This window comes from Aeromonas sp. (genome assembly GCF_051657805.1).
Lineage (GTDB): Bacteria > Pseudomonadota > Gammaproteobacteria > Enterobacterales > Aeromonadaceae > Aeromonas.
Map to the genome: position 1 here is coordinate 345741 of NZ_JBOFLJ010000024.1, position 18975 is coordinate 364715.

The following is an 18975-nucleotide window of genomic DNA, read 5'->3' on the forward strand; positions in this document are numbered from 1 at the left end:
CCCTCTCTATACCAGCCTATGCCGGTATGACATTGAGCCATAAATACAGACGCCCGGGCCAATGACCCGGGCGTTTCACATGGTGACAGGCTCATCCCCATGGGGTTACAGCAGATCGTGCTTGTCCAGCAGCCGGTAGAGGGTGGCTCGGGAGATATCGAGCTGACGGGCGACCTCCTCCAACTGATCCGGGAAGCGGGCAAGTGTTTGCTGCAGTGCCTGACGCTCTGCCGCCTCTCGCACCGCCTTGAGGGAGCCATCCAGCAGCAGGGAGTCCATGTTGGTCAGCTCCATGTCGTGGGCCTCGATATAGGGGCCCGAACACATGACCGCCGCTCTCTGCACCCGGTTGCGCAGCTCCCTCACGTTGCCCGGCCAGCCGTAGGACTGCATGGCCTGGCGCGCCTTGTGGGTGAAGTTGAGCACCCGCCCGCCGCGCACCTCCGCCAGAATATCGTCCGCCAGCAGTTGAATGTCTTCGGTTCGCTCGCGCAAGGAGGGGGTGCGCAGCCTCACCACGTTGAGCCGGTAGTAGAGATCCATGCGAAAGCCGCCGTTGGCCACCGCCTGCTCCACATCGATATTGGTGGCGGCGATGACCCTGACGTCGACGCTGCGGGACAGATGGCTGCCCACCGCCTCTATGCTCTGCTCCTGCAAGAAGCGCAGCAGGGTGGCCTGATCCTCCAGCGGCAATTCACCGATCTCGTCCAGGAACAGCGTCCCCCCGTCGGCCGCCTCTATCTTGCCTATCTTGCGACTCTGGGCACCGGTGAAGGCCCCCTTCACATGACCAAACAGCTCGGACTGGATCAGCTGATGGGACATGGCTCCGCAGTTGACGGCCACGAAGGGACTCTCCTCCCCGAAGGTGCTGTAATGCAGCTCTCTGGCCACCAGCTCCTTGCCGGTACCGCTCGGGCCCGTCACCAGCACTGGCAGTCGACAGTGCTGCAAGCGCATGATCTGATCCCTAAGCTGCCGGATGGGGATGCTCTCCCCTTGAATGAAGCGCAACTGGGCCGGCAGCTTGGGCCTGTGACGCCGGATGAGCCGCGCCATCCCCAGAGCATGCCCCAGGCTGTGGGATAGCCTGTCCGGATCGAGGGGGAAGGTGTGAAAGTCATGGAAACAGGCGGCAAGCAGATTGCGCAGCGTCTCGCTCGCCAGACTCTCCCGCTGGATCAAACCAACCCACAGGCTATTGGCATGCCCGGCAATCAAGCCGTGCAGCGCCTCATGCTGATCAGGCTCTATCGCCACCAGCACCAGCGGATAGTCCTGTTCCTTCAGTTTTCGTTCTGCCACCGCCAAGGAATTCGCCTGCTCTATTCGCCACTCCCCTTCCACCAGCAGGCTTTCCAGCACGGCACATGAATTGATGAGTAATAATGCCGTTTCGGTCATATAAGAGCCTCCACGAGGTACCTTAAAAAAGAGAGAACCAGACCCTAGTGCGTCCAGATTCACTCTTTTCATTCTTGGAGAACATTTAAGTTTTCAAATGACGCCAATATTCAACCGCCAGACGCTGTTAACTATAATGCATCTCATTTATAGACCAATGGCACCACAATACTGAGAACGTCATTTTATGACTGAGAACGAACAAAATCCTTTGCAAACAGTGCGTTATAAATTTAAATAAATTTCCGTCTCAATACCGAGACTTAATGACAATAACAACAATTAAAAATGCCTTAGAAATCATTTCATTATGATTTGGCATATCCATTGCTCTCTCTGATTGGCCCAAGTGGCAAATGGAGAAAGAGCATGAATATATATATTGCACTGGCAATTTGTTCCCTTTCGATATTAACGAGCCAACCCAGAGCGGAGAATCGCGTGGATTTGGGCTCACAGGCGCTCAGCAATATCCGGGGCACCATGGGTGTCAATATGGTTGCCGGTAATAACAACCAGCAAGGCAACCTTGCCGCCATCGCCGTCTCCGGCCCCGCCGTCATTCAGTTCAGCCAACAAAATCAATCTGCTACCAATCTCAGAGGCAACCAGAGTGTCGCCATTCTGGGGTCGGCGCTTAGCAACAATCAGGGGCTGGTGGGCATCAATCAGGGGGCGGGTGAGGCCAATCAGCAGCTCAATGCCTTCGCCTTGTCACTGGATGACAGCAGCGGCATGGGGGTGGTGACAGATATCAATCTCAGTACCAGCGTCGCAAAGACACCGTCGGGCAAAGTACCCGCGACCACGACGACCAGCATCTATATGGATGACTCCGCCCTGACGGGCAGCAAAGGGGTCATTCAGGTGAACCAGGTCACGGGGCAAGGAAACCAGGCCGTCAACCTGGTGTCCCTGCCTCTGGCAGGCGCAGTAACGGCATCACCATGATGCCGCAGGGATCGGAAGCCAAGTCTGGAGGCATCTGTTAAGTCGATGGACAAGGCTTCCACAGAAAGCTCAATGGAGAGACTCATTATGCGTGGACTTATTTATAGCTCATTAGCCGCCGCGGTCGTCATGGCAATGTCGGGCACCGCATCCGCCGATTATCGCGGTGACAGGGATGAGACAGGGGCAACCTTGACCAAGAAGGTCAAGGCAGAGGTCGATGTAGAGTATGAAGGCGACGTGAGGGTCGGCGGCTACATCAATGTCAACAAGCTCGGCATGGCGGTGGTGGACAACCAGCAATCCACTTCCATGATCGGCACTTCCAATACCAGAACCGATAACACGAGCAAGATCGATGGCTCGTTCCAGGGTGCATCCGGTAACGTCGGCGCCAACGTCGCGGCCGGGGACTCCAACGTCCAGGGCAACAGCGGGGCCTTGGCCGCCTATGACGAAGTCGATGCCGAATTTGTCATGGGACGGGGCCAACAACAAGGCACCCCGGGTGGTTCCTCGGATGCAGAGATCTTCTCCGATCAGAGCGCCAGCCACAACATGACCAGCAATCAGGGCCATCAGAACAAGGCCAGCGTGGGTGATGGGGCCTTCGAAGAGGCTGCGGGCAACATAGGGGCCAACGTGGTGTCCGGCTCGGGTAACGTGCAGGCCAACAACATGGCGGCTTCCGTATCCACCGGCAACATGGCGGTCGCGACCGTGGCCAACAGCCAGAGCGTCTCCCATAACATGACCGAGAACAAGAGCCTGAGTGCCACCAAGACGGTCGACTACAACCCCATCTTCCTCAAGCTCAAGGCCAATGGCGAGTACGAGGGGACCAGCAAGCAGTCCAACAACGTCTATCCGGAAATCTGGAAAGACGGAGACCACCCGAATGGTGGGGACATGTGGGGTCATATCGACTACGACAATGAAGGTAAAAACGACGGCAAGTTCGAGTTCAAGGAAGAGGGGGATATCAAGCTCAGTGGTTATGCCACCGGCTATATCCCTGTGGTCAACACCTACACCAGTCGTGAGACCTTCAATCACGCCACCATCGATGGCGGCTCCTTCAACGGTGCCGTCGGCAATATCGGGGTGAACGTGGCTTCGGGTAGCAACAACCTGCAAGCCAACAACCTCTCGCTGGCTGCTGGATTCGCCAAATAATCCAGTCGGGGGCCTGTTTTCAGGCCCCCTTTTTTCCAGGGACAAGGAGACACAGATGCGCTGGCTACTGCTGTTGCTGTTTTGCCCGATGACTTGGAGTGCCACTCTGCCCATGGGGGAACATCTCTCGGGATTGGGGGATCTCAACAAGCCGGTGCAGAGTCTTCTGGAGCGAAAATACGCCAATATCGAACGTCAGCATACGGACTTCAGCTGCGGGGCCGCCGCCGTCGCCACCATATTGCGCTATGCCTACGGCCAGGTGACCAATGAGCGCTGGGTCATGGATGGCATGATGGCCATGGCCAACCCTGAACTGGTCAAACGCTACGGCTTTTCCATGCTCGACATGAAGCAGTACGTACAGATGCTCGGCATGCGAGCCCGGGGTTACCGCCTGAGCGATGAGAAACTGCGCCAGGTGAGGGTGCCCACCATAGTGCTGCTCAATATTCGCGGCTACCAGCACTTCGCCGTGCTGAGAGCCATCGACCGACACGACCGTGTCTATCTGGCAGATCCTGCCTTGGGCAATCGTGTCATCACGTTCAAAGAGTTCAAGGATAGCTGGAACGGGATCCTGCTGGCCGTCATCGGTTCCGGTTACCGGGCGGATGCCCCATTGGCCAACCCCGCCCCACCGCTATCCGTCAGAGGCAAAGATGGACTCTTTGCCCCCGTCAATGAAACATCCTTGCTGGAATTCGGCTTCCAGTCCAAAGAGTTAATGTGAGGTCATCATGAACACCCGACCCGCTCTCTGCCTCATCTGCAGCCTAGGTGGTGTTGCCTGTCCACTCTTGGCCGCCTCGGATCCCCTGGCACTGCTGTCAGATCAATTTGCGCCCGAGATGGCTGACGGCGAGCTGGCCAACATGCGGGGGCGCTACGTCAGCTCCCGCGGGATCAGCTATTTTGGCATCGAATTCATTTCAACCCTGACAACGGCCCAGGCCCAGCAAACGGCAGCCATGAACCTGGCGCTGAGCGTGGCGCAGAGCCAGCCCAAGCTCGACATCCGGATCGAGGATAACGTCAAGACAACGGCCAGCACACCCGAGAGCGCCCCCATTCAGGGATCCGGGCTGGTGCAGGTCATGCAGCTTGAGGGGACCGGCAACAGCTCGGTCAATCAGGCGGGCATTGCACTGACAGCACCTGCGATAACGGGACAAACCGTGACAGCCGGCAATTATGAGAGTCAGGGAGACCTGGGAACCGCCAGTTATCGGGTTTCCGGCAATTATGCAGGGCTGCAGCTAAACTCTTCCGATGGACGCGTCCAATTGGAACAGAGTCTGAGGGGGGCGGACTTCAGTCGAGGTCTGCTGCAACTCAACCGGGTCAGGGGGGATGGCTTCCAGACCCTGAATCAGACCAGGATCTGGTTCTCCCATTGAATCGGATCTCCCAGTGGAGTGCGCAGTAGAGGGACAATAAACAACAAGGATATGGCTCGATGAAACAGTCTACCGTGCTGTTGCTTGCGCTGACCCCGCTCACCTGCTGGGGGGCGACCGCAGAGGAAGAAGCCCTACAACAACAGCTGGATCAACTGCGTCAGCAACTGATCCAGCAGAATCAGGCTCTCCATCAGTTACAGGCCCGGCTGGAAGCGGTCAAGGCCGCCGGGGCAAGTACCACAGCCGCAGCCACAGGGGCAGCCGCCGGTGCCACTGCTGCCGCAGCCAGCTCCCAGCAAGAAACGACCACCCGCCGTACCCCCGAGGCAGGGCGCAGTACCGAAGACCTGATGCTGGAGCAGCACAACGTCTTCGACCGGGCTTTGACCCTGGACTTCGGCCTCTCTTATCAACACTACAATCGCAAGGATCTCGCCCTGCGCGGCTTCCTGGCGCTGGATGCCATCTTCCTCGGGGAGATCAATCTGGACAGGGTGAGATCCGATCAGTGGACAGCGGACATGGTAGCCCGTTACACCTTCAACGACCGCTGGCAGGCGGAGCTGGCCGTCCCCTATCTGTATCGCAACACCAACTATCAGAGCACCGGCAAGGAGAACTCCAGCCGGGACTTTGAAGAGCAGAGCGTCAGCGATGGCGGGATCGGTGACATCAGCATGGCCATCTACTACCGTGTCCTCGCAGAGGATGAAAGCTGGCCGGATCTGGTGTGGAACCTGCGCGCCAAGGCCCCCACCGGCAAGGATCCCTACGGCATAGAGATAGAGTCGTCAGAATCCGGCAACCTGATGGTTCCCAAGGAGCTCGCCACCGGCAACGGGCTCTGGCAGCTATCCACCGGCTTCTCCCTGGTCAAGACCCTGGATCCCGCCATCCTGTTTGCCAACCTCAACTATGGCCATAGCCTCAAGCAGGACTTCGACGACGTCTCTTACCAACCGGGAAATCAGCCTGGCAGCATCCAGCTCGGCGACTGGTATGAGTACGGGCTCGGGGTCGCGTTTGCCCTGAACGAGCGCTTCAGCCTCTCCTTCAACATCAACCAGCGCATCACCCTCGAATCCGAACAAGGGGCGGAAGGCTTCGACATGGAGAAGGTCACCGGTACGGATGCCAACGCCGCCAGCTTCGGCATGGGGTCGACCTGGGCCATCACCGACAATCTCTCCATGGCGGTGAACTGGTCTGCCGGCCTCACCACGGACGCACCGGACTACAGCATAGGGCTCCGCTTCCCTTATCGCTTCTGATGGGATATCCCAATCGGTATCTCTTCCGCGACCGATACGGTTGAGCGAGCCGACATCGACCATCGATGCTCAACAAGCGGGGGATTTGGATCCAATAAAGAGGGAGGCATAGCGCCTCCCTCTGTCTATCTAAATGTCGGTCTGCCGGCAAGGTCTATCCACCTCATAAGCAAGCCAGCTGGCACGTCCCCGCACCTGCCCATTCAGGGTCAGTGGCCTGTAAAAAGGGGACTTGCCCACTCTGCTATCGGCACCAGCCGTCACAGGGCCATTGGCCATAAAGCCCAGCGCGCGGGATAGGCAACCATATATTCCTTTCTGACTTAGACCCCCAGCCGATCCCGCAGGGTATACCAGGCGGCACCGGCGGCGGTGAAGGGGATGCGCAGCAGACGCCCCCCCGGGAAGGGGTAGTGCGGCAGCCTGGCGAAGGCATCGAAGCGCTCCGCCTGACCACTCAGCACCTCGGAGAGCAGCTTGCCCGCCAGATGGGTACAGGTGACGCCGTGGCCGCTGTAGCCCTGCATGTAGTAGATGTTGTGGCCGATCCGGCCAAACTGCGGCAGGCGCGACAGGGTCAGCAGGAAGTTGCCGGTCCAGGTGTACTCCACCTTGACGTCCGCGAGCTGCGGGAAGGTCTTGAGCATCTTGGGAATGATCAGCCGCTCGATGTCCGCCGGATCCCGCGCCCCGTAGACGACGCCGCCGCCGTAGAGCAGGCGGTGATCCCCGGTGGTGCGGTAGTAGTCGAGCAGGTAGTTGCAATCCTCCAGGCAGTAGTTTTGCGGCAGCAGAGATCGGGCCCGCTCCTCCCCCAGCACCTCGGTGGCGATCACCTGAGTGCCGCAGGGCATGCTCTTGCCCGCTAGCTCGGGCACCAGGTTGCCGAGGTAGGCGTTGCCGGCCACCACCACGAAGCGCGCCTTCACCGCCCCCTTGGCGGTCTTCACCAGGGCGGGCTGGCCCGGGGTGATGGAAGTCACGGCGGATTGCTCGAAGATCTTGCCCCCCTGCATGCGGATGGCCTCCGCCTCCCCCAGCGCCAGGTTGAGGGGATGAATGTGGCCGCCCCGCTTGTCGAGCAGGCCGCCGACGTAGCGATCGCTCGCTACCACCTCGCGCACCCCGTCGGCGTCGAGCAGCGTCAGTTCCTCGTTGCCCCACTTCTGCCAGCGATCACGCTGGGCCTTGAGTTCGTGCAGCTGCTTCTCGGTCTCGGCGACGAAGACCCCCCCCTGCTGCAGATCGCACTGGATGTTGTAGCGCTTGATCCGCTCGCGGATGATGTCGCCCCCCTCAAACAACATGGAGCCGAGCAGCCTGGCCTGATCCGGCGGGCAGTTCGCTTCTATGGTGTCGATGTCGCGGCTGTAGGAGTTCACTATCTGGCCGCCGTTGCGGCCGCTGGCGCCAAAGCCGATGCGGGCGGCTTCCAGCACCACCACGGAATAGCCCTTCTCCACCAGATGTAGGGCGCTGGAGAGGCCGGTATAACCCGCACCTATCACGCAGACGTCGCACTCCAGTTGCTCGGTCAGGGTCGGATAGGGCGCGTGTTGATTGGCACTGGCGGCGTAGTAACTGTTTACATGTTCGGTCATGATCCTTGCTTCCTTACCGGTTCTTTTCCAAATCAAAGGTGTCAAAACATTAAAAACTGGCCGGGGTATGGGCGCTGACGATGCGGCAGGTCTCCCCGGACGGGTTGCTGAAACTGTGGGGCTCGCCGGTGTCGATGACGTAGCTGTCCCCGGCGCTGAGCTGATAGGTCTGCCCGGCCAGAGTCAGCAGCACGGACCCTTCCAGCACGGTACCCACCTCCTCCCCCAAGTGCTTGACCTGGCCGCCGGTGTCGGTGCCCGGGGCATAGGTCTCCAGCATGAAGCCAAGCTGGCGCCGGTTGTTGCCGTTGTGTACCAGCTTCATGGAGACCCCCTGGCTGCCCAGTTCGATGAGCTGATCAGGCTTGATCACCACGCTCGGTGCCCGCCCCTCCTCTTCGGCGAAGAAGCGCGACAGGGGCAGCTCATAGACGCTCAGCAGCTTCTGCAGGGAGGCGACCGATGGGCTCACCTTGTTCTGCTCTATCATGCAGATGGCGCCGTGGGTCAGCCCGCTCAGCTCGGCGGCCCGCCGCTGGGAGAGCCCGAGCCGGCGACGGGTAGCGGCGAGCCGCTCCCCCATGCTGCGCTCGCTCCCCTCATCGACCCCTTTGTGGGGCCCAGGCTCCGCCTCTTGCTGATCCTGGGGATTGTCCGTCATGGCCTGCCACCTGACCTCGCCCTGTGATTGCTGCATCGCCCACCTCCCTGTGTGCCATTCGAAGACGCTGTGTGTCTGGTTAAAATAGTGGCTCAATCCCGTTCCGGTGTTCGTTATCCTTCACAGCCTCAACTGTTCATTATTTTGCACACCCGTTCCGATAAAAACCGGTAGAATCGTCCTGACAGCTCCATTTCTAGCATGTGTCGTCCGGTTTACTCAAATATATTTAACACTTGAAAAACATTTCGGCTCAATTTATGGTCGTTACGTGCTTATTATTCTATACGGTGGCACCTGGGACGAGTCGGCCACCTGAACCCACAATCGAGGCTTCTTATGTCAGCATCACAACCCCTTCACTCCTTGCTCAAGTCTCTTGCCTATATAGGTGGCCGCTGGTGCGAGGCCCAGGGCGGCCGCCAGTTCGAGGTGCTGAACCCGGCCAATGGCCAGCTCATCACCCGGGTGCCTGACATGAACGAGGCAGACACTCGAGACGCCATCGAAGCCGCCCACCAGGCCCAGCCTGCCTGGGCGGCGCTCACCGCCAAGGAGCGTGCCAGTCGGCTCCAGGCCTGGTTCGAACTCATCATGGCCAACCAGGACGAACTCGCCCGCATCATGACCGCCGAGCAGGGCAAGCCGCTGGCCGAAGCCAAGGGCGAGGTCGCCTACGGTGCCAGCTTCATCCAGTGGTTCGCGGAAGAGGGCAAGCGCGCCTATGGCCGCACCATTCCGGGCTTCTCCGGGGACAGGCGGCTGGCCACCATCAAGCAACCGGTGGGCGTGGTCGCCGCCATCACCCCCTGGAACTTCCCCATCGCCATGATCACCCGTAAGGCGGGGCCGGCGCTGGCGGCCGGTTGCACCATAGTCATCAAGCCCGCCACCGAGACCCCCCTCTGCGCCCTGGCCCTGGCGGCCCTGGCCGAGCAGGCGGGGATCCCGGCCGGCGTCATCAACATCGTCACCTCCCACCAGGCCTCCGCCGTGGGCAACGAGTTGTGCGCCAACCCCAAGGTGCGCAAGCTCTCCTTCACCGGCTCCACTCGCATCGGCAAGCTGCTGATGCGCCAGTGTGCCGACACCATGAAGCGCCTCTCCCTCGAGCTCGGCGGCAACGCCCCCTTCATCGTGTTTGACGACGCGGATCTCGACGCCGCCATCACCGGGGCGCTGGCCTCCAAGTACCGCAACGCGGGCCAGACCTGCGTCTGTGCCAACCGCATCCTGGTGCAATCCAGCGTCTATGACGCCTTCGCCGAGAAGCTGGCCGCCGCCGTGAGTGCCTTCAAGGTAGGGGATGGCTTGAGTGAGGGCACCCAGATCGGTCCGCTGATCAACCCGGCTGCCGCCGACAAGGTGGCGAGCCTGGTCAAGCAGGCCGAGGCCGCCGGCGCCAAGGTGCTGGTGGGGGGCGAGCCCCACCCCGCCGGCCCGCTCTTCTACAGCCCCACCATCCTGACCGGGGTGGCCAAGGGTAACCCCATCCTGGATGAGGAGATCTTCGGGCCGGTCGCCCCCCTGGTGCGCTTCGAGACCGAGGCCGAGGCCATCGCGCTGGCCAACGACACCCCCTATGGGCTGGCCGCCTACTTCTATGGCCGGGACATCGCCCGGGTATGGCGGGTAGCCGAGCGGCTGGAATACGGCATGGTGGGTATCAACGAGGGGCTCATCTCCACCGAGCTGGCCCCCTTTGGCGGCATCAAGGAGTCTGGGCTCGGCCGGGAAGGGGCCGCCGAGGGGCTGGAGGAGTACCTCGAGACCAAATATCTCTGCTTCGGCTCGATTGCATAAAAATACATCTATTGTAATTATTAATTCTTTAGTGATCGGGGTGTTTAGAGTCGTCCACCCCATGACTCACCACAAGGAGAGGGCCTGCAGCCAAGTTGCCGGCCCATCACAGTGAATTGAGGGGCAAGCCCCAGAGGGAGAATAGAGATGAGTAACCAATCCTGGCAGTCCCGCCGTGAAGCGGCCGTGGTACAGGGCGTCGGCACCCTGCTGCCGGTCTTTATCGACAGGGCGCAAAACGCCGAGCTGTGGGACGTGGAGGGCCATCGCTACATCGATTTCGCCTCCGGCATCGCGGTGCTCAACACGGGCCACAACCATCCCAAGGTGATCGCCGCCGTGCGCGAGCAGCTCGAGAAATTCAGCCACACCTGCTTCCAGGTCACCCCCTATCCCGGCTATATCGAGCTGGCGGAGAAACTGAATGCCCTGGTGCCGGGTCCGACTCCCAAGCGCACCCTCTTCCTCTCCACCGGCGCCGAGGCGGTGGAAAACGCCATCAAGATAGCCCGCGCCCACACGGGTCGCAGCGGCACCATCGCCTTCAAGGGGGGCTTCCACGGCCGCACCATGATGGGCATGGCGCTCACCGGCAAGGTGGTGCCCTACAAGACTGGCTTCGGCCCCTTCCCGGGGGAGGTCTATCACCTGCCCTTCCCCGCCGACTACCTGGGGGTGAGCGAGTCCGAGGCACTGGCGGCGCTGGATCTCTGCTTCAGTGCCGACATAGAGCCGGCCCGGGTCGCGGCCATCATCCTCGAACCCGTGCAAGGTGAGGGTGGCTTCTATGTCGCCAGCCCGAGCTTCCTGCAGGCTCTTCGCAAGATCTGCGACCAGCACGGCATCGTCCTCATCTGCGACGAGATCCAGACCGGATTCTGTCGCACCGGCAAGACCTTCGCCACCGAGTACAGCGGCGTCGAACCGGACATCATGACGCTCGCGAAAAGCCTGGCGGGGGGCTTCCCGTTGTCCGCCGTGGTGGGCAAGAGCGAGATCATGAACGCCGCCAAGCCGGGCGGTCTGGGCGGCACCTATGCCGGCTCCCCCATCGCCTGCGCCGCCGCCCTGGCGGTACTGGAAGTGATCGAGGAGGAGAAGCTCAACCAGAAGGCGCTGGCCCAGGGTGAGCAGATCAAGGCGCGCCTGCACAAGCTCGCGGAGCGCTTCGACTGCATCGGTGACATCCGCGGCCCGGGCGCCATGGTGGCCATGGAGCTGGTCAAGGGAGGCGATGCCGGCCAGCCCGACCCGGATCTCACCAAGCGCCTGGTGGCCGAGGCCGGCAAGCGCGGCCTGGTGCTGCTGGCCTGCGGGGTACGGGCCAACGTGATCCGCTTCCTCGCTCCCCTGACCGCCTCGGCGGCCATCGTCGACGAGGGGTTGACCCTGCTCGAACAGGCGCTGGCAGCCGCCAGACCCTAAGGTGCTCACCAGCGCCTCGCATTTGTGCTAAAAAATGCGTTTTTTCCCCCTTGATATGCTTGTCAGGGGGGCATCACGAATGCACAATGCGCCTCCGCTTTCAAGGACCGCCCGCTCATCGCAGCCCGGTCTTTTTTTGCGGCAACCAAATCCATAACGAGGCCGGAACCGACCGGAAATGATAGCGAGATGGATAGCCATCTCACGACACCCGCTTCTCAAGTGAGGAACACCATGGGGTATTTCACCGCTTTCCTGCCGGCCTTCGCCGGTCTGCGCCTGCCGTCTGTGCAACACATTGGCGCCCCCAAGAACCAGGATGACAGATGCGTCACCCTGATCCCCTCGGCCAAGACAGGGGAGAAAGCATGATGAATGCTCACCCTACCGGTCTGAAAAAGAGCCTCAAGCTGTGGCACGTGGTCATCATGGGTCTGGCCTATCTGACCCCCATGGCCGTGTTTGACACCTTCGGCATCGTCACCGAGATCACCGAAGGCCATGTGCCGACCGCCTACCTGTTCGCCCTCATCGGCATGCTGTTCACCGCCATGAGCTACGGCCACCTGGTGCGCAAGTTCCCCTCGGCGGGCTCCGCCTACACCTATGCCCAGAAGGTGTTCCACCCCTATGTGGGCTTCATGGTGGGCTGGGTCTCCCTGCTCGACTACATGTTCATGCCAATGATCAACATGCTGCTGGCCAAGATCTACATGGAGGCCCTGTTCCCGGAGGTGGAGCCCTGGACCTACATCCTGGCCCTGACCGCGGTGATGACCTTCCTGAACCTGCGCGGCATCAAGCTGGTGGCGAACTTCAACAGCCTGATCGTCATGATGCAGTTCAGCATTATCGCCGTCTTCATCGGCCTCATCGCCTGGGGCGTCTATCACGGCGAGGGGCTAGGCACCCTCCAGAGCAGCCGCCCCTTCTTCTCCGAACACATGCACCTGGTGCCCCTGTTCACCGGGGCCTCCATCCTCTGCCTGTCGTTCCTGGGCTTCGACGCCATCAGCACCTTGTGCGAGGAGACCCCCAATGCGGATCGGGTGATCCCCCGCGCCATCCTGCTGACGGCCCTCATCGGCGGCGTGCTCTTCATCTCGGTCTCCTACTTCTTGCAGCTGTTCTTCCCGGACATCTCCCGCTTCCAGCAGCCCGATGCGGTGCTGCCGGAGATAGCCCTCTACGTCGGCGGCAAGCTGTTCCAGGCGGTGGTACTGGTGTGCACGACCGTGGCGGTGCTCGCCTCCGGGCTCGCCTCCCACGCCGGGGTCTCGCGCCTGCTCTACGTAATGGGGCGGGATCGGGCCCTGCCGAGCCGCTTCTTCGCCTACGTACACCCCAAGTGGCAGACCCCGGCCCTGAACGTGATGCTGGTGGGGGCCCTGGCCCTCTCGGCCGTGTCGTTCGATCTGGAGATGGCGCTGGCGCTCATCAACTTCGGCGCCCTGGTGGCCTTCACCTTCGTCAACCTGGCGGTGATCGCCCACTTCTATATCAAGCTCGGTCACAACAAGAGCCTGCGGGATCACCTGCTGTTCCTGGTGCTGCCCCTGTGCGGCGCCGCCTGCATCGGGGTGCTCTGGCTCAACTTGGAACCCACCTCCTTCGAGCTGGGGCTGATCTGGGCCGCCCTCGGCGCCCTCTATCTGCTGCTGCGCCTCACCGTATTCCGGGTCCAGTTGCGCCAGCCGGAGACGGACGTCTCTTAATCAGGATGTCCCTGCAGAGCCCGCCCAGCGCGGGCTCTTCTTTTGATAGCACCCACCCGAACCGGCGCCATCGACCACTCCCTTTCAGCCCTTTCTACGCCCCGCTCCCGAGGCGTTCGAGACCGGCAGAAGTACAACCCTGACCCCAATCAACAAAATGCCCAATAGCGGCCTTTTTTGCTTGTCACCCCCCCCCTCTGGGGGCACAATACGCCGCCCCTTGAGAGCCGATGTTTTTGCAGCATCGGTTCTTTGCTTTTTAGGGGCACACCACCATTCACCAAGAGGCCGGACTTTGCGCCGGAATTGATATCGAGATTGCAGAGCAATCTCCCGACGTTGTGAGGAAATACATGGGGCTTTTCACTGCTTTCCTGCCGGTCCCCACCGGCATGTGCCACCCGTCTGTCGCCCAGACTGGCGCACCCTGTGTCCAGGTACGCGTTGCCGCGTCCCTGATCCCGTCCCCCTTCGCCACCCAGGCGTTCGCAGAGGAGAAAGCGTGATGGCCGGTGCCAAGCTGCTCAAGACGCTGACCCTGTTCCAGGTGGTGGTGATGGGTCTGGCTTACCTCACTCCCATGGCGGTGTTCGATACCTTCGCCATCGTCGGCGAAATCACCGATGGCCGCGTGGCCACCGCCTACCTACTGGCCCTCGGCGGCATTCTGCTCACAGCCTTCAGCTACGGCCATCTGGTGCGCCGCTTCCCCTCGGCGGGCTCTGCCTACACCTATGCCCAGAAGGTGTTCAACCCCTACATCGGCTTCATGGTGGGCTGGTCTTCCCTGCTGGACTACATGTTCATGCCGATGATCAACATCCTGCTGGCCAAGATCTACCTGACCGCCATGTTCCCGAACGTCGAGCCCTGGATCTTCATCTTCGGTCTGGTGACCGTGATGACCTTCCTGAACCTGCGCGGCATCAAGCTGGTGGCGAACTTCAACGGCGTCATCGTCTTCATCCAGGTCGCCATCATCCTCACCTTCCTCGGCCTCATCGGCTGGGGCCTGACCCAGGGTGAAGGGGCCGCGACCCTGCTGAGCAGCCGTCCCTTCCATGTGGAATCTGCCAGCATGCTGCCGCTGTTCACCGGCGCCACCATCCTCTGCTTCTCCTTCCTCGGCTTCGACGGCCTGAGTTCCCTGTCGGAAGAGACTCCGAACGCCGGCAAGGTGATCCCCCGCGCCATCGTGCTGACGGCGCTCATCGGCGGCATCATCTTCGTGACCGTCTCCTACAGCCTGCAGCTGTTCTTCCCGGATCTGGCCCGCTTCAAGGAGCCGGACGCCGTGCTGCCGGAGATCGCCCTCTACGTCGGTGGCACCCTGTTCCAGAGCGTGGTGCTGGTGTGCACCACGGTGGCGGTGCTCGCCTCCGGCATGGCGGCCCACGCGGGCGTCTCCCGCATTCTCTACGTGATGGGGCGCGATCGCATGATCCCGGAACGGGTGTTTGGCTACATTCACCCCACCTGGCGCACCCCGGCCATCAACGTGCTGCTGGTGGGGGCCCTGGCCCTCTCCGCCGTGTCGTTTGATCTGGACATGGCGCTGGCCCTGGTGAACTTCGGCGCCCTGGTGGCCTTCACCTTCGTCAACCTCTCGGTCATCGGCCAGTTCTGGGTGCGCGAGAAGCGCAACAAGACGTTGAAGGATCACCTGCTGTTCCTGGTGCTGCCGCTGCTGGGGGCCGCCACCATAGGGGCGCTCTGGATCAACCTGGAGCGCAGCTCCCTGGAGCTTGGCCTCATCTGGGCAGGGCTGGGGGTGACCTACCTGTTCCTGCGCCTCGCGGTATTCCGCATCCCCTTCCGCCAGTACGAGGAAGCGGCCGACGGCCAATAAGCCAACTGTATGATGCCCAACAAACCATCCATATGATGCAAAGAGGGGAGCCCGCGGGCTCCCCTCTCTCATTTGCACGGCACACCGCCAGCTGGCAGCCCTCAGTAGGCGCCCGTCTTGCGCAGCACGGCGCGGCCCGCCGCCTGGGCAGGGTTGTCCACCGCGTTCTCGACCCTCTGCTGGGTGTTCTTCGCCTTGTTGTAGGCCTCGTCCACCCCGGTGGCCTGGGCCGCCTTGCGCTTGGCGTAGTCGGCCGGATTGTCCACCGCGTTCTCCACCCGCTGCTGGGTGTTCTTCGCCTTGTTGTAGGCTTCGTCCACGCCGGTGGCCTGGGCCGCCTTGCGCTTGGCGTAGCCAGCGGGGTCATTGACCGCATTGTCTACCCGTTGCTTGGCACTCTGGGCCGAGCAGCGGCTGTTGACCCCGGTCGCGCTGTTGACGGCCGAGCCGATCGCCACGTCTCTGGCGTCGCAACCCGATGAGACGATGCCGGCGTGAGCAGGGAGGGAGGCCAGGGCCAGCGGAAGGAGCAGAAGAGACCAATGTTTCATGACAGACTCGCAATTGCAGATAACAGACGGGTCAGTCTACCCCCTGGGGGCAAGAGACGTTACCGGCTTGCCCTATGTTTCGCACCGCCTCCGTCAGTTTCTAACGCATCCATCGATAGTGATGGTCAAATGCACCAATAAACAACACCATGTCGACATTATATGTCGCGGTGATAGTACCGATGGCTGGCAATGAGACGGCTGTCATCAAAACATCATCAAAGTGTCACGTTGTCATATTTCTGTCATAGAGCGCTGCTGTAATGCGCCCGTCCAATTCAACGCAGACGTCCCAAGAGGCACCATGCAAAGCATACCGTCGTCCCCGCAGACCCGCGCTACCGGCCCCCTGTTCAACTGGCTAGCGGTGATCACCTTTGTCTACCTGATCCTGGTCGCCGTCGGGGCCGTCTCCCACGGTTTCAAAGGCTTCTCCGGCGGCGCCGAGGGTGCGGCCCAGATCTTCGCCTTCGCGAACAACCCCTTCGTCGCCCTGCTGCTCGGCATCCTGGCCACCGCCCTGGTGCAATCCTCCAGCACCGTCACCTCGGTCATCGTCGGCCTGGTGGCGGGCGGCCTGCCCATGGGCATGGCCATCCCCATGGTGATGGGGGCCAACCTCGGCACCACCATCACCAACACCATCGTCTCCCTCGGCCATATCCGGGACAGGAGCGAGTTCCGCCGCGCCTTCGCCGCCGCCACTGTGCACGACTTCTTCAACCTGCTGGCGGTCTTCATCTTCCTGCCGCTTGAGCTGATGTTCGGCCTGCTGCAAAAGAGTGCCGAGTGGCTATCCGGTCTGCTGATGGGCTCCGCCGACATGTCCATGAAGGGCATGGACTTCATGAAGCCCATCATCTCCCCCTCCCTGGATCTCATCGACAGCGCCGTCGCCTTCCTTCCGGGCAAGGGCCCCGCCATCGCCACCATAGTCATCGGCATCCTGCTGATCCTCGGCTGCGTCACCGCCCTCGGCAAGGTGCTGCAACGAGTCATGGTGGGCCGTGCCAAGGAGCTGCTGCACAAGGCCCTGGGCCGTGGCCCCCTGACCGGCATCGCCTCCGGCACCCTGGTCACCGTCATGGTGCAGTCCTCCTCCACCACCACCAGCCTGATGATCCCCCTGGCCGGTGGCGGCGTATTCAACACCCGCCAGCTCTACCCCTTCACCCTGGGGGCCAACATAGGGACCACCATCACGGCCCTGCTGGCGGCCACCGCCATCAGCGGCGCCGGTGCCCAGCTGGCACTGACCATCGCCTTCGTGCACGTGCTGTTCAACGTCTTCGCCGTGGCGCTCATCTATGGCGTGCCCTTCCTGCGTGAGCTGCCCATCAAGGCCGCCGAGACCCTGGCCCGGGTCGGCAGCGAGAACAAGCTGCTGGCGCTGGGTTATGTGGCCGGGCTCTTCTTCGCCCTGCCCGCCCTGATGATGGTCGCCTCCAAGTGATCGGGACGGGGCCGTCCATGGGCCGGCCACAGCGCCGCGCAGATGACTCGCCCCCTCCCGCTCGCTGAGATAAGATGCCAGTCTCATTGCACTCTTTGCATTTCAGGGAATAGGAAAACCGATGAAATTCATTCTGATAGCACTGCTGGTTGCCGGGGTTGCCTACTACTTCTACTCCAGCGCCAATAACAAGAAGGTGGCGGCCGAGAACGTCCGCCTGGGAGCCGAATTCCTCGCCAGCAACAAGGACAAGCCCCTGGTGACCACCACGGCCTCCGGCCTGCAATACGAGGTGCTGACCCCGGGCACGGGCACGGTTCATCCCACCGCCACCAGCAAGGTGAAGGTGCACTACGAGGGCAAGCTGCTGGACGGCACCGTCTTCGACAGCTCGGTCGCCCGCGGAGAGCCCATCGAATTTGGCCTCAACCAGGTGATCCCCGGCTGGACCGAAGGGGTACAACTGATGGTGGAAGGGGAGAAGACCCGCTTCTATATCCCCGCCAACCTGGCCTATGGCGATCGTGCCGCCGGCAAGATCCCGCCGGGCTCTGTACTTATCTTCGACGTGGAGCTGCTGGGCATTCAGTAACCGGCTTCGGCAAGATCCCACTGAGCACCCGTGCTTATCTTCGATGTGGAACTGCTGGGCATTCAGTAATTCGCCTCGGCAAGATCCCACGGCTCTCCACCAGGCCAGCGCAACCCGCTGGCCTGGTTTTTTTATCCCTCCCTTGCGCCAGCGCTCCCCGCAAGATGCCTCTGACTATCAAGTATGAGTGAACAGTGATTATACATATAGCCTGATTGTTAACCTTAAAACCGGGGAGGATAATGACCTCAATGTCAGTGGCATCTTGCCCTGATCCCATGTCATGCGGTGGCGGCCGGCTGTGCCCACGCCGCCAACAAGGAGTCTCATCATGGCTATCGCTCCCGTCTGGTTCATCTCCCACGGCGCCCCGGATCTGGTCTTGCGGGATCAACCGGCGACCCAGTTTCTCAGGGGCCTGCGCCTCGAAGGCGTCAAGGGGCTGGTGGTGATCTCTGCCCACTGGTTCAGCCGCACCGAGCCGCAGCTCAATGTCGAGCCGAGCCCGGCGCTGATGTATGACTTCTACGGCTTCCCGGAGCCGCTCTACCGCATCCGCTGGCCCGCCAGGAGCCCGGCCTGGCTGCAGGAGGCGGTGAGCGATCAGCTGCTGCTGGCGGGTCTGCCCGCCACCCCGGTCAAGCGCGAGCTGGACCACGGCGTCTGGTCCCCCCTCTCCCTGATGGATCCGGCGAGCGAGATCCCCCTGGTGCAGCTCTCCATCCCCGCCAGCTTCAGCCCGGCCGAGCTGTGGCGACTGGGTGAGGCCCTGCAGGCCCTGCGCGAACAGGGGATCGGCATCCTCGCCTCCGGCGCCATCACCCACAACCTGAGGGCGCTCGGGCCGGATGGCTCCCCCGTCCCCGGCTGGGCCAGCGACTTTGCCCGCTGGCTGGAGCAGGCCATGGCGGCGGCGGATCGCCCCGCGCTGGAAGATTACCGGGCCCGGGCCCCGGGGGCGGAGCAGTCCCACCCCCATGACGATCATCTGCGCCCCCTGTTCGTGGCCCTGGGGGCGGCGGGGGCGGACAAGCCGGTGAAGCTGCACGACAGCTGGGATTACGGCAGCCTCTACATGGGGGCCTACCGCTTCGGTTAACGCCACGGTAATGGGCCG

General features: G+C 61.8%; 17 protein-coding genes. 13 read left to right on the forward strand and 4 right to left on the reverse strand.

Annotation, left to right across the window (positions count from 1 at the left end; translation table 11 throughout):
* Positions 1–105: 105 nt before the first annotated feature.
* Positions 106–1407: a sigma-54-dependent transcriptional regulator gene (locus ACRCYW_RS10665; protein WP_438550079.1), complete on the reverse strand. Its 1302-nt coding sequence runs from the start codon at positions 1405–1407 to the stop codon at positions 106–108.
* Between the two features lie 369 nt (positions 1408–1776).
* On the opposite strand from ACRCYW_RS10665, the gene ACRCYW_RS10670 reads away from it, so the two are divergent.
* From ACRCYW_RS10670 to ACRCYW_RS10690, 5 genes are all read left to right on the forward strand, one after another.
* Positions 1777–2358 carry a hypothetical protein gene (locus tag ACRCYW_RS10670; RefSeq protein ID WP_438550080.1) on the forward strand — a complete coding sequence of 194 codons (582 nt, stop codon included), beginning with the start codon at positions 1777–1779 and terminating at the stop codon, positions 2356–2358.
* Between the two features lie 192 nt (positions 2359–2550).
* Positions 2551–3534, forward strand: coding sequence for a hypothetical protein (locus ACRCYW_RS10675; protein ID WP_438550081.1), 984 nt, complete (start codon positions 2551–2553; stop codon positions 3532–3534).
* A 55-nt stretch (positions 3535–3589) separates the two neighbouring features.
* Positions 3590–4267 (forward strand): C39 family peptidase, encoded by a 678-nt coding sequence (locus ACRCYW_RS10680; protein WP_438550082.1) that lies wholly within the window; start codon positions 3590–3592, stop codon positions 4265–4267.
* 7 nt (positions 4268–4274) lie between these two features.
* Positions 4275–4934, forward strand: coding sequence for a hypothetical protein (locus ACRCYW_RS10685; protein ID WP_438550083.1), 660 nt, complete (start codon positions 4275–4277; stop codon positions 4932–4934).
* Positions 4935–4993: 59 nt separating this feature from the next.
* Positions 4994–6208 (forward strand): transporter, encoded by a 1215-nt coding sequence (locus tag ACRCYW_RS10690; RefSeq protein ID WP_438550084.1) that lies wholly within the window; start codon positions 4994–4996, stop codon positions 6206–6208.
* A gap of 323 nt (positions 6209–6531) precedes the next feature.
* Here the strand turns inward: ACRCYW_RS10690 and ACRCYW_RS10695 are convergent, their stop codons facing one another.
* The gene (locus ACRCYW_RS10695; RefSeq protein WP_438550085.1) at positions 6532–7809 is read right to left on the reverse strand and encodes an NAD(P)/FAD-dependent oxidoreductase; all 1278 of its coding nucleotides are present in this window, start codon (positions 7807–7809) and stop codon (positions 6532–6534) included.
* 49 nt (positions 7810–7858) lie between these two features.
* Complete coding sequence (gene puuR, locus ACRCYW_RS10700) at positions 7859–8506, reverse strand: HTH-type transcriptional regulator PuuR (protein ID WP_438550086.1); 648 nt, start codon at positions 8504–8506, stop codon at positions 7859–7861.
* A gap of 303 nt (positions 8507–8809) precedes the next feature.
* Here puuR and ACRCYW_RS10705 point away from each other — a divergent pair, with 303 nt between their 5' ends.
* The 5 genes from ACRCYW_RS10705 (at position 8810) to ACRCYW_RS10725 (ending at position 15262) form a co-directional block, all read left to right on the forward strand.
* Entirely contained in the window at positions 8810–10273 is a 1464-nt protein-coding gene (locus tag ACRCYW_RS10705) for an NAD-dependent succinate-semialdehyde dehydrogenase (protein WP_438550087.1), read from the forward strand.
* Positions 10274–10420: 147 nt separating this feature from the next.
* Positions 10421–11698 (forward strand): 4-aminobutyrate--2-oxoglutarate transaminase, encoded by a 1278-nt coding sequence (gabT, locus tag ACRCYW_RS10710; RefSeq protein WP_438550088.1) that lies wholly within the window; start codon positions 10421–10423, stop codon positions 11696–11698.
* 234 nt (positions 11699–11932) lie between these two features.
* Positions 11933–12070 (forward strand): hypothetical protein, encoded by a 138-nt coding sequence (locus ACRCYW_RS10715; protein ID WP_438550089.1) that lies wholly within the window; start codon positions 11933–11935, stop codon positions 12068–12070.
* Positions 12070–13413: an APC family permease gene (locus ACRCYW_RS10720; protein ID WP_438550491.1), complete on the forward strand. Its 1344-nt coding sequence runs from the start codon at positions 12070–12072 to the stop codon at positions 13411–13413. Before ACRCYW_RS10715 ends, ACRCYW_RS10720 begins: the two co-directional genes overlap by 1 nt.
* Positions 13414–13918: 505 nt before the next feature.
* On the forward strand, positions 13919–15262 hold the full coding sequence (locus ACRCYW_RS10725; protein ID WP_438550090.1) for an APC family permease: 1344 nt from the start codon (positions 13919–13921) through the stop codon (positions 15260–15262).
* Positions 15263–15363: 101 nt separating this feature from the next.
* Here ACRCYW_RS10725 and ACRCYW_RS10730 read toward each other — a convergent pair whose 3' ends face one another.
* Entirely contained in the window at positions 15364–15813 is a 450-nt protein-coding gene (locus ACRCYW_RS10730) for a hypothetical protein (RefSeq protein WP_438550091.1), read from the reverse strand.
* A gap of 304 nt (positions 15814–16117) precedes the next feature.
* On the opposite strand from ACRCYW_RS10730, the gene ACRCYW_RS10735 reads away from it, so the two are divergent.
* The 3 genes from ACRCYW_RS10735 to ACRCYW_RS10745 all read left to right on the forward strand — a co-directional run bounded on the left by ACRCYW_RS10735 (position 16118) and on the right by ACRCYW_RS10745 (position 18957).
* Positions 16118–17266 (forward strand): Na/Pi symporter, encoded by a 1149-nt coding sequence (locus ACRCYW_RS10735; protein WP_438550092.1) that lies wholly within the window; start codon positions 16118–16120, stop codon positions 17264–17266.
* A 121-nt stretch (positions 17267–17387) separates the two neighbouring features.
* Complete coding sequence (locus tag ACRCYW_RS10740) at positions 17388–17858, forward strand: FKBP-type peptidyl-prolyl cis-trans isomerase (RefSeq protein WP_438550093.1); 471 nt, start codon at positions 17388–17390, stop codon at positions 17856–17858.
* Between the two features lie 331 nt (positions 17859–18189).
* Positions 18190–18957, forward strand: a complete 768-nt coding sequence (locus ACRCYW_RS10745) for a DODA-type extradiol aromatic ring-opening family dioxygenase (RefSeq protein WP_438550094.1) — start codon at positions 18190–18192, stop codon at positions 18955–18957.
* The last annotated feature ends 18 nt before the right edge of the window (positions 18958–18975 follow it).